At 67.5% G+C, this 10089-nt stretch carries 12 protein-coding genes and 1 riboswitch; of the genes, 4 read left to right on the forward strand and 8 right to left on the reverse strand.

Annotated elements, in window-relative coordinates:
- Nucleotides 1-430 precede the first annotated feature (430 nt).
- The 3 genes from Q0817_RS17600 (at nucleotide 431) to Q0817_RS17610 (ending at nucleotide 3493) form a co-directional block, all read left to right on the forward strand.
- A complete protein-coding gene (locus Q0817_RS17600; protein ID WP_298591232.1) occupies nucleotides 431-1666 on the forward strand; it encodes a heparan-alpha-glucosaminide N-acetyltransferase domain-containing protein in 1236 nt (411 codons plus the stop codon).
- A 529-nt stretch (nucleotides 1667-2195) separates the two neighbouring features.
- On the forward strand, nucleotides 2196-2573 hold the full coding sequence (locus tag Q0817_RS17605; RefSeq protein ID WP_298591234.1) for a helix-turn-helix transcriptional regulator: 378 nt from the start codon (nucleotides 2196-2198) through the stop codon (nucleotides 2571-2573).
- Nucleotides 2573-3493 (forward strand): cation diffusion facilitator family transporter, encoded by a 921-nt coding sequence (locus Q0817_RS17610; protein WP_298591236.1) that lies wholly within the window; start codon nucleotides 2573-2575, stop codon nucleotides 3491-3493. The genes Q0817_RS17605 and Q0817_RS17610 overlap by 1 nt, the downstream gene beginning before the upstream one ends.
- A gap of 52 nt (nucleotides 3494-3545) precedes the next feature.
- Here the strand turns inward: Q0817_RS17610 and Q0817_RS17615 are convergent, their stop codons facing one another.
- The 8 genes from Q0817_RS17615 to Q0817_RS17650 all read right to left on the reverse strand — a co-directional run bounded on the left by Q0817_RS17615 (nucleotide 3546) and on the right by Q0817_RS17650 (nucleotide 8950).
- Complete coding sequence (locus tag Q0817_RS17615) at nucleotides 3546-4511, reverse strand: cytochrome c oxidase assembly protein (RefSeq protein WP_298591238.1); 966 nt, start codon at nucleotides 4509-4511, stop codon at nucleotides 3546-3548.
- A 286-nt stretch (nucleotides 4512-4797) separates the two neighbouring features.
- Nucleotides 4798-5484, reverse strand: a complete 687-nt coding sequence (locus Q0817_RS17620) for a DUF305 domain-containing protein (protein WP_298591240.1) — start codon at nucleotides 5482-5484, stop codon at nucleotides 4798-4800.
- A complete protein-coding gene (locus Q0817_RS17625; RefSeq protein WP_298591242.1) occupies nucleotides 5481-5846 on the reverse strand; it encodes a DUF3105 domain-containing protein in 366 nt (121 codons plus the stop codon). Before Q0817_RS17625 ends, Q0817_RS17620 begins: the two co-directional genes overlap by 4 nt.
- Nucleotides 5824-6129 (reverse strand): hypothetical protein, encoded by a 306-nt coding sequence (locus Q0817_RS17630; protein WP_298591244.1) that lies wholly within the window; start codon nucleotides 6127-6129, stop codon nucleotides 5824-5826. Before Q0817_RS17630 ends, Q0817_RS17625 begins: the two co-directional genes overlap by 23 nt.
- Before the next feature lie 736 nt (nucleotides 6130-6865).
- The gene (locus Q0817_RS17635; protein ID WP_298591246.1) at nucleotides 6866-7525 is read right to left on the reverse strand and encodes a C40 family peptidase; all 660 of its coding nucleotides are present in this window, start codon (nucleotides 7523-7525) and stop codon (nucleotides 6866-6868) included.
- A 5-nt stretch (nucleotides 7526-7530) separates the two neighbouring features.
- Nucleotides 7531-7721: riboswitch (cyclic di-AMP (ydaO/yuaA leader) on the reverse strand.
- Between the two features lie 545 nt (nucleotides 7722-8266).
- The gene (locus Q0817_RS17640) at nucleotides 8267-8431 is read right to left on the reverse strand and encodes a hypothetical protein (protein ID WP_154676752.1); all 165 of its coding nucleotides are present in this window, start codon (nucleotides 8429-8431) and stop codon (nucleotides 8267-8269) included.
- Nucleotides 8432-8546: 115 nt separating this feature from the next.
- On the reverse strand, nucleotides 8547-8675 hold the full coding sequence (locus tag Q0817_RS17645) for a hypothetical protein (RefSeq protein ID WP_255219702.1): 129 nt from the start codon (nucleotides 8673-8675) through the stop codon (nucleotides 8547-8549).
- Nucleotides 8672-8950, reverse strand: a complete 279-nt coding sequence (locus Q0817_RS17650) for a hypothetical protein (RefSeq protein ID WP_062737383.1) — start codon at nucleotides 8948-8950, stop codon at nucleotides 8672-8674. Before Q0817_RS17650 ends, Q0817_RS17645 begins: the two co-directional genes overlap by 4 nt.
- A 599-nt stretch (nucleotides 8951-9549) precedes the next feature.
- Between Q0817_RS17650 and Q0817_RS17655 the strand changes: the two genes are divergently transcribed.
- Nucleotides 9550-9978, forward strand: a complete 429-nt coding sequence (locus tag Q0817_RS17655) for a hypothetical protein (RefSeq protein WP_298591252.1) — start codon at nucleotides 9550-9552, stop codon at nucleotides 9976-9978.
- The last annotated feature ends 111 nt before the right edge of the window (nucleotides 9979-10089 follow it).

Consider the following 10089-nt stretch of genomic DNA (forward strand, 5'->3'; position numbering starts at 1 on the left):
GGCTAGCTGAATGGTTTTTGAGCACGGGCTCAAATGTGTCGGCCCCACAGCAGGTCCTTGCTGGTCGGTCGCCTCGCTGACGACGAAGCGGCGGTTCCGTCGGATGACGGAATCCGTGGTGGGTCCGGCCCCGGTAGGGAAGAAGCCCATCGGGTCGGACATCGCTGAGGTGGTGGGCCAGGATGTGATGACTCTACGACCTCACCGGTCCTGGAGGCTGGAATGGGTTGCTGCTGGTGCCCGAGTCGGAGGCGACCGTTCACAGGCCCGCACGGCGCGCCCGGAGACGCGGCAGCGGACACAGCCAGGGCACAGGAAAAGGATAAGTCCGGGATAGTCCGCCCTGGTCAAATGGGGGTGGAGGGGCCTCGAGGGCCCGGACCGGTGGGCGGGGGCCCGCCGGTACATCCCAGAGAAGGAGCCCATCAGCATGGTCAGCATCCACCACCCGACCTCGGGGACGCGAGGGCCAACTGGGGACGCAGGTCTCCCGCTGGTGAAAAAGTCCCGGTTGGTGGGCGTCGATGCCGCCCGGGGTCTGGCTCTGGTCGGGATGTTCTCCATCCACATCTTGCCGGCCTGGGATCCCGAGACCTACGAGGTCACCTTGCAGTGGCAGCTGTTCGCCGGCCGGGCCGCGGCCTTGTTCGCGCTGCTGGCCGGGGTGGGCCTGGCGTTCTCCACCGGCGGGCGCACGCCCCACCGGGGCCGGACGATGACCGCCGACCGGGTGGGGCTGCTCATCCGGGCCGTGCTGATCACTGTGCTGGGCCTGCTCGTGAACCAGGCCATGCCGGAGGACCCGCCCGCCTACAACATCTTGACCTACTACGGGATGTTCTTCCTGCTGGCCATCCCCTTCCTGCACCTTCCCGCCCGGACCCTGTTCATCCTCGCCGGGGTGACGGCGGTGACCGCCCCGGTGCTGATGCAGGCCCTGCGCGGCGTGCTGCCCGCGATGGAGGTCTACAACCCCACCATCACCGGGGTGCTCACCGACCCCGGCACGGTGCTCTCCCAACTGTTGTTCACCGGCACCTATCCTGCGGTCCCATACCTGACCTACCTGCTTGCCGGCGTAGCCATCGGCCGGCTCAACCTGCGGTCCCTGCACGTCCAGGGCCGGCTAATCGGGGCGGGCCTGGTCCTGGCTCTGGCCGCGTGGTTGGTCTACTGGGTGCTGATCATGCAGGCCGGCGGCTACGACCAGCTGATGAGCTCCACCCCGGGACTGAGCCAGGAGCAGATCGACGAGATCATCGTGTGGGGCCCCGACCCCGTCCTGCCTGACACGTCGTGGTGGTGGCTGCTGATCCCCGGCCCGCACACCAACACCCCGATCGCGGTCCTCTACGGCCTCGGCTCCGGTACGGCCGCGCTGGGGGCGTTCCTGCTCATCGGGCGGAAAGCCGGCGCCTGGTTGCTGCCGCTCAGTGCCGCGGGCTCCATGACCCTGACCCTCTACACCGCCCACCTGCTGGCCCTGGCCGCCATGGTGCACTACGAGGTGCCCCTCCTGTGGTTCCTCATCCACGCAGGCGGGGCGGCGGTGTTCGCAGTAGCCTGGCAGCGCGCCTACGGCCAGGGCCCGCTGGAGCGGGCCCTGGCCCGGACCGCCGGCGCCGGACGTGGGCTCGTCCTCACCTCCGCTCGACGCGAAGACTGAGCCCGGACCCAGCCGCTGCAGCGAATGGGCCCGTCGGGCTCCGGATGCGCTCGGTTCCCCGTCAAGGGGCCTGCCGTCGGAGTCAATCGGCAGGCCTGTGTACATGCTGGTGGCCCGAGGCAGAACATGAGGACACCGCCGTTGGCGGGTAGAGCACCTGCCTGGGCTCTCCGAGCCCCTGGCCGGGATCGCGTGACGAGGATTGGCACGCGTGCGGAATGAGGGGCGTCTTGGGAGACGATGAAGGGAGGCCAGCTTGCAGAGCGCCGTTCCTGTCTGGCCCGGCTGAGCTCGGGACGGACAAGGGCTCACTCCTCACGAGGTACTCCAGCCCGCGACGCACGGGGCTGATGCTCGATGGACTCAGGTCCTGGTGACTACCGGGGACCTTGACCGGTCACCAATGGGCCGGGGGCATGACCACTTCGGTATCGGTTGCGTTCCCTGGCGACGGTGGCGCTGGGCCCGAATGCTGGCAGATGCGCCATGGGATAACATATGCAGATCTAGTCAGGTGTGAGGAGTTCCCATGGTCCAAGTCACCCCGCTGGAGACCTGCGTGGTCGTCGCGGCCCACCCCGATAAGGTGGCGTTGACCCGGCAGAATATTCCCGAGCACGCCGAGGCAGTGCAGCTCGCCGCGATGTTCAGGTTGTTCGGTGACCCGCGGCGGGTGCGGATTCTCTACGCGTTGTGCGAGGCCGGTGAGTTGTGCGTGTGCGACCTCTCTGCCGCGGTGGAGGTCCCGGAGTCGTCGGTATCCCAGGCCTTGCGCCTGTTGCGCGCTGCCGGGGTTGTCGAAAACCGACGGGACGGGCGGATGGTGTATTACCGTCTCTCCGATGCGCACGTGCGGATGTTGCTCGATCTCAGCCGTGAGCACACCCGGCACGGGCGGAGCTCCTGATGGGCGCCGGACACAGTCACGGACCGGCGATGCCCGCCGCAGGGCACGCGGGTGGGCGCTATCGCCGGCGGCTGGCTGCGGCGTTCGCGCTGACGGCGACCTTCTTCGCCGTCGAGCTCGTCGCCGGGTTGATCGCCAATTCCCTGGCACTCATCTCCGACGCCGGCCACATGGCCGCCGACGTAGTGGCCCTGGGCAGCACGTTGCTGGCCACCCACCTTGCCGCCAGGCCGGACACCACGGGTCGGCGCACGTATGGCTCCTACCGGGCCGAGATCTTCGCCTCCGGCCTGGTCGTGCTGATCATGCTCGGTGTCGGCGCCTACGTCATCGTCTCGGCCGTCGGCAGGCTCGGTGATGCCCCCGACGTGACCTCTGGGACAATGCTCATCGTCGGCTTCATCGGACTGGTCATCAACATAGTCTCCATGCTCCTGCTGCGCAGCGGGTCCAAGGACAGCCTGAACGTCAAGGGCGCCTACTTCGAGGTGGTGGCCGACGCCGCCGGCTCGGTGGGCGTCATGATCGCTGGTGCCCTGATCATCCTCACGGGAAATCCGATCTGGGACATCGTCGTGGCCGCCCTCATCGCGGTCTTCGTCATCGTCCGGGCGCTGATCCTTGGACGGCAAGTGCTCGCCGTGCTCGGCCAGCACGCCCCAGCCGGCATTGACCCCCAGACCGTCGCGGCCACCCTTCGCGATGTGGAGGGGGTAGCTCAGGTCCACGACCTGCACCTGTGGACGCTGACCTCAGGGATGAACGTGGCCACCGCCCACCTCGTCGCGGCCCCCGACACGGATCACCAGGAGGTTCTCGTCGGCGCTCAGGGCGTGCTACGTGAACGATACGCAATCGAACACGCCACCTTGCAGGTGGAACCCGTCGATCGGCCCGGCTGCCACGACCTGGCCTGGTGAAGACCACTCGAGAAGGGCTCACCGACATCGATTCCCCAGCGCGGCGACGCCCCTAGCGGTTCTCGGTGCGCTGCTGCAGCTGCTCCAGGTAGGCGTTGTAGGCATCCAAATCCGGGGTGCCGCTGACGGTGGCCTCGGCCTCGTCGCGGGCGGCGTTGCGCGCATCCTCGCGGTGCCATTGGCTCATGATGAACAGCAGGATCAGCACGGACGGCAATTCACCGTAGGACCAGGCCAACGAGCCGGCCAGGACCTGGTCGGCCATCGGGTCAAGGTTCCAGCTGCCTGGCGGGGTGGCGAAAAACTCCACGACGGGTAGCGGAGCCATCATGACGATGACGCCGAAGAAGGCGTGCAACGGCATCTCGGGGACGATGTCGGCCAAGCGACTGCCGTAGGTTTGTTTGGCTGGCAACGGGTCGGCCGACAGCAACGGGATCGTGAACAGGATCCCGGAGGCCAAGAACAGCAGTTCCAGCCCGATGTGGCCGTACCAGGTGGGCAGCAACCGGTCGTCCAGTCCGCTGAGATACACCCCGTAGAAACTGACCAGGAACAACGGAACCAAGAAGGCAGGATGGATGGCGAGCCTGCCCCACCTCGAACGCAACCCCCACAGGGCCAGGCGCAGCACCACGGCGCCGGGCCCGCGATGGGGTGCAGCCCGCAGCAGCAAAGTGCCCGGGCTGCCCAGGACCAGCAGCGCGGGAACGAACATCATCAAAGTCAGCTGCTGGAACATGAACACGGAGAACATGTGCAACCCGTAGCCTTCGATTCCCGCGCCCATGGTGACCGCTGTGACCGCGCACCCGGCGAGGAAGCACAGGGTCCGCCACACCGGCCACCGCCGGCGTGCCCTCCATAGCCGGGTCGCTCCGGCGAAATACAACACAGCCAGCACCAGCGCGATGGCCGGGATGAGTGGAATCGGTTGCAACGTGGGGGCCAGGAAGTTCTCCAAGCTCGGCGGCTCGGACGGGACCCAGACCGGCCCGGCCATGTTGCGGTCAACCATGGTCACGGAAAGCATCGACTGCCATGAGGACATTTTTGCATGCCACAGAACGGTCCCGAGGTCCGGATCGGGCCCTGAGCCCAGGACCGGTCCAGGAGGGACGGGCCTGCCACGCCGGCCTCTCCCCGGACCTGCCCGCGATCTTGGGGATCGGGGCCGAAGAGCCCTGGTGGATTCCGGTCCCCGGCGCACAGCTGGGCCGAGCATGGGAACCGGTTCACGTCTGGGCCCGTCAGCTTTTGCGCGGACCCGGCCACGGGTGCTGATCCTGGCGTGCGAACGGAGATCATGATGGGTTGCGGCGCTTCTCCAACAGGTCCTCCATGTACTTGATCTCGGAGGCCTGGCTGGTGGCGATCGATTGCGCCAGAGAAGTCACCACGGGGTTGTCAGTGTGCTCCAGGATGGCCTGGGCCATGGCTGCTCCGGCTTGGTGGTGGGGGATCATCAACTCGAGGTAGAGCCGTTCGGCCTCCTGGCCTTGGGCGTCCTCCAGCTCGGCCAGCTGCTCGGCGGTGGCCATGCCCGGCATCCGCGCGTCCGGACCAGGGCTCGTGGAGTCCATGCCGGGCATGGATGTGTGGTCCTGATCGCCGTCGTCCATCCAGGCCATGGCCGGTTGGGATGAGGCCTGGGGCAACCCCCACACGGAGAGCCACCCGTACATCTGCCCGGCCTGTTGTTGCTGGGTGCGGGAAATGTCGTAGGCCAACCGGCGGATCTCCGGGTCATCCGTACGGTCACGGACCAAGGAACTCATTTCCACCGCCTGCAGGTGATGGGTCTGCATATCGCGGGCGAACCCGGCTTCCGGGCTGCCCTCCGCCGGGGTGGACGACGTTGGAGCGCTCAGCTGCCCCACCGCCCAGCCGGCCGCCACCAACAGCACGGCCGCCAGCACCAGCAGGACCCACCGTCCCCGGTGCCCTGCCAAGCTCCTGGAGGCGGCGCCGGTGGTGCTGGTGGTGTTCATGCGACCCGGCTGGGGGCATCGATGCCGCCGGTGCAGGATGCCCCGGGCTCCGGGGCGTCGGGGGACTGCCAGTACTTGGTCACGAACTGCTCCAGGCGCTCATCTTCCGGGGAGTCCAGGGCGACCTGAGCCCCCCACGCCGAGATCATGATGGGGGCGCCCAGATCTTCGTAGGGGGAGAGCACCACGTAGGTGTCCGGGACGGCCTGGCGTAACTCAGCCACCTGGTCCTCGGACAGGGCCGAGGGGTCGTAGGCGGCCCACACTGCCCCGTGCTCCAAGGCGTGCACGGCGTTCTCCTCGGGCACCGGCTCGGTGTAGACCCCGCAGTTGAGCCAGTCACTGGCGTGGTCCCCGCCCACCGGGGGGGGACTGCTCGTAGTCCACCGCGGTCTCCACGTGGGAGTTGCCGAGGCCCTCGAAGGTCTGCAGCCCGGCGATCTCGATGTCCTCCCGCGCCTGGGGCGGGGGATCGTTGATCACCGCCACCGTCACCAGGGCCCCGACCGCCGCGACAGCCGTCACCGCACCCGCGCCCGCCAGGACCCGCCGCCTGCGGGTGGCCCGGGCATCGGCCGCCCAGTGCTGATCCAGCAGCGCCGCACGTTCCTGCCGCGCCCGCTCCGGGTCCGTACCACCAGCCATGCGTCCTCCTTGAAAGGCCCAAAAAGGGTCTTGCTCCTCATGAACGGGCAGGACAGTAGCTCACTGCGCTGAGCCTTTCCTGCAAGGCCTTCTTCGGAAGATCGTCCACCACCCACCCCTGGACATGTCGGCGAGTGTGCATCCTCGAGCGCAGGAGAGGCGCGTCCTCGGTGGCTAACGGCGACGACGCAGAAGATCCAGGCCTGGGGCGGGATGTGAGGACCGGGTGCGCACTCCTTGCTGGTCGTTCAAAGAGGACGCACCCGGAGTATGTGATGCCTGAACCGGCTCAGCGTAGGCAAACCTGGACCGGCCCGGAGCCGAAGTTGACGCTGTCGAGGACCGCCTGGTGGCCGTTCCGGCCGCCGTGCACGGCCTCGCCACCCCCGGGATGGACCCCGATGTGGGCGCCCCCGGGGAGCAGTCGACGAGGACATCGGTCTAGGTCTGGACGGTGGAGACGCGGGCGCCGGACTCAAGTGATCGGCCGGTTAGCCGCGGAAAATGGTTCCGGCCGCGCCCAGCGCATCACTCACCGCCGCAGTACAGGCCTGATCCCGGACGGTGTCACCGGAACGACCGATGTCCGACGGGGGTGTTTTCGGAGAGAAGCACCCCCGCAGCAGGTGAAGAGCGCAGCAGGTGCGCGTGAGGTAGAGGCGGCCCGGTCCCGGGTGAGAGCGGTCCGGGTAGCTGCTGCGGTGACCCCGTGGGGCACCGCAGCAGCGAGTCCGGCTCAGCGGTAGGTGTAGTACCCGTCGACGGGCATGGCGTTGACGGAGTGGACGAAGGTGCCCTGGGTCGGGTTCAACGCCGAGACCATCTTGCCGCCACCGATGTAAATGCCGATGTGGTTGCCACCGTTCTGGGACACCAGGTCACCGGGCTGCGGGGTGGAGGTCGGGGTGGCCGCGGCGATCTGCTGGGAGCTGGTGCGGGGGATATCGATGCCGTTCTGGGCGTAGACCCAGCCGGTGAATCCGGAGCAGTCCCAGGCCCCGAAGGAGGTCCCGCCCCAGACGTAGCCGGTGCCCACACCCTGCATGGCCGTGCCCACGATGCCGCCGGCTGCCGGGGCGAGTTCGGTGGTGGCGGTGGACTGCGGGGTCACGCTCGAGGTGGCGGCGCTCTGCTGCGGGGCCGGGGCCTGGTCGGCGGGGGCGGCGGGCTGCGCGGCGACCGGGGCCTGGTAGGTGTAGGAGGCCAGATCGGCCATCGCCGAGGCCGGAGCCGCATAGGAGGACCCGGAGGCGGCGGGGATCTCGGCGTAGGCCTGGGCCGGAGCGATGGAGCCCACCAACGCTGCGCCGGCGGCGGCGATGACGGTGGTGGTGCGCACGGCGCGCGAGGAGGTCTCGGCGCGGTGGCGGGCAGTGTTCTGCGTGAAAAGCGACATGGGTGGATTCCTCCCTTTGCCTACGAGGTGAGCTGTCGGATGCGGGTGGGAGACACCCGGCCGCAGAACGCACGCGCTCTGAACGGCTTAACCCCAAGGCCCCGGTACACCGGGACCGGTAATGGTTCCCCCGCTTCTGCCAAGCGATTTCTCTTCAGGAACCCCGGGCACCGGCAGAACTCGGCGATGTGCCACGGGGGCGCCAAGAAGATCAGCTCTCGGCACGCGGAGGACGATACAGGGCCCACCCCCTAATGTCACGTTTTGGTCACGGCCGCTGATCGGGTGGTCGCCTTGGTTGCCGAGGGTGCTCAGCACCGTGTTCCCGACCCAGCGGAGCTTCGTTTCGAGCGGGAACGTCAGGGTGTTCACCGTTAGCGGGGGCGTGGCCGGGGAGAGTCCCTGGTGGGCCCGAAGATGCACACCCTCGGCACGCCTGCGGCGGCCTGTCAGCACTGGGAGACCGCCGGTGGCTGCGGTGGGCGGTTTACGCGCGTAGGGTAAGAAAAGCGATCGAGGCTCTCGGGCGGTGGCTTCGGAGAATATCGGGAGGATAAATTCAGCGCGCACTCATATCTGCCGTAATCCGCCATCCGCCATCCGAACGAAGCACATTTCTTCATCGAATCTTCATGCCTTCAGCGTGTAGAGGAAGAACGGGCACGCTCAAGGGCAGGACAGGAATCGATGTGTTCGCCGGCAGGTGATTCGACTGCATGGCCTTAGGGGCACGCCCGGGGGTCAGTGTTCAGACGGCATCGACACGGCCGCCTCCAAGACGTTGATTCCGTTTGCGGCAACGGGAAATCCGGAGGATGCTTCGTCTGCTGCTTCCTCGATACTGCCGGTATATCCGGGCAGGACCAGGGCGCACCCCAGGACGAGGGCGGTGCTGGTGCGCTTCACAGGGGGCCTCCAACCGGCGGGGCGAGCGGGCAACGGCATCGGCCGCTCGAGACGCCAACAAGATATCCGCCTCGCCGTGGCGACGCCTGCCATGCCCTTGCGAAATGACCGCCTCCTACCCGAGGGGGTGGTCGTTGCGATCCATCTGCCAGTCGGCCAGGTCCACGGAGACCGCCGCGGCGGCGCCGGCCCACAGAGAGAAGTCGAGCCATTTCCCGCTGAGCTGGAACCGGTCGTCGCTCACGGTCGGTCCTGCCCGGCGGGCCCGCCTTGGCCGAGCGGGACGGTGTCCTTCCAGAAGCCCTGGGCGCGGAGGAACCTCTCGAGGTTCTCGCGGTGGTCGGGGCACGCCAGCCAGCTCTTGCGGTGGTGTGGGGTGTGGATGCGCGGGTTGTTCCAGCGGATCCGCCACGCAGCGTCCGCGCCGCAGCCCTTGCGGGAGCACTGCAAGTTGTCGGGTCCGGCCGGTGGTGCCGCGGATCCGTGCGGGGACAGCGATCTGAGCCGGTCGGTCTCCACGGCGGTCGTGCTCCTCAGGGTACTCGGGCAGGCTCACCGGACAGCCCCGCGTCAGGCTCAGGCCGCGGCGCCGGGAGGTGTCGTCCTCGACAGTAGCGGAGGAAGCCGGGTTCCCGCTGGGAGCAACCGTGCTCCCAGGGCCCGATGTCGCGGTCTGCGGGGCTCTCGTTGCGGTGTCTTTCCGTCGTCGCCGTGACCGGTGATGGACTCACCCGCCAACACGGGGTGAAGTGTCCCTCGTCATCAGGACACCCACGGCAGTGTGGCCCCTGCTCAGCGTAGGATTCCCGCCTTGACTTCGAAGTCGTTTGTATAGTTTTCCTCAAGATGGCGTGAAGATTCCCCATAACTTGCCCTCTGGTAGCTGTACGGGCTGTTCTTCCGGACCGGGGAGGGCATAGTTTGCGAGTGAGAACACCCCGTTCTCATCACCCCGTGCACGGGCGTTAGGGTGCCCCAGTCTTTGCTCCCCTTAGGCTGGGGCACCCGTCGATAATGTGGAGAAGCGACGTAGCCCGGACCGAAGAATCCGACGGATCCGAGACTGGCTCGCGGGCCCCAATTGGCAATCCGATCGCAAGACCCCCAACCCCTCTCCAGTGAGCATCATCATCCCGGTGCTCTCGCTGGTCATCATGCCGGTGCTGGCCGCGGTCAAGAAGAAGGCCGGCACGGCCCTGGGTGACGACCTGATTCTGGCTGGTGCCGCCGAGACCAGGATTTGCGCGCTGCTGTCCGTCTCCACTCTGACTGGGCTGACCCTTTTCCCGCTGACCGGCGCGGCGTGGGTAGACCCGGTGGCCGGGCTTATCCTCTTCGCCTTCGCCCTCCCCGAGGGCAAGGAGTCCGGGGCGAGCTTGTCGAGAGCGACGACGAGGACGAGGACTGATCGACATCCCGTTCCACCACGCTGGTCACGATCACCACGCAATGCTGAGGGGCCTTGTGCCTGGCATGGCCCTCAGCTGTCCCCGGCGGGCTTGCGCATCCAGGACACAACACCCACTGCCTTACATGTGGCGGATTAGCGGTTGGCCTTCCGAGGCCCTGTGGAGCAGGCGAGTGCTAGCGGACATGCCAATCTCCCTGTAGGCGGACACGTACCTCCCTGCTGACGGACAGCTGATCTCCCTGTTCTC

Origin of the sequence: uncultured Kocuria sp. (genome assembly GCF_947500125.1) — a bacterium.
GTDB lineage: Bacteria > Actinomycetota > Actinomycetes > Actinomycetales > Micrococcaceae > Kocuria.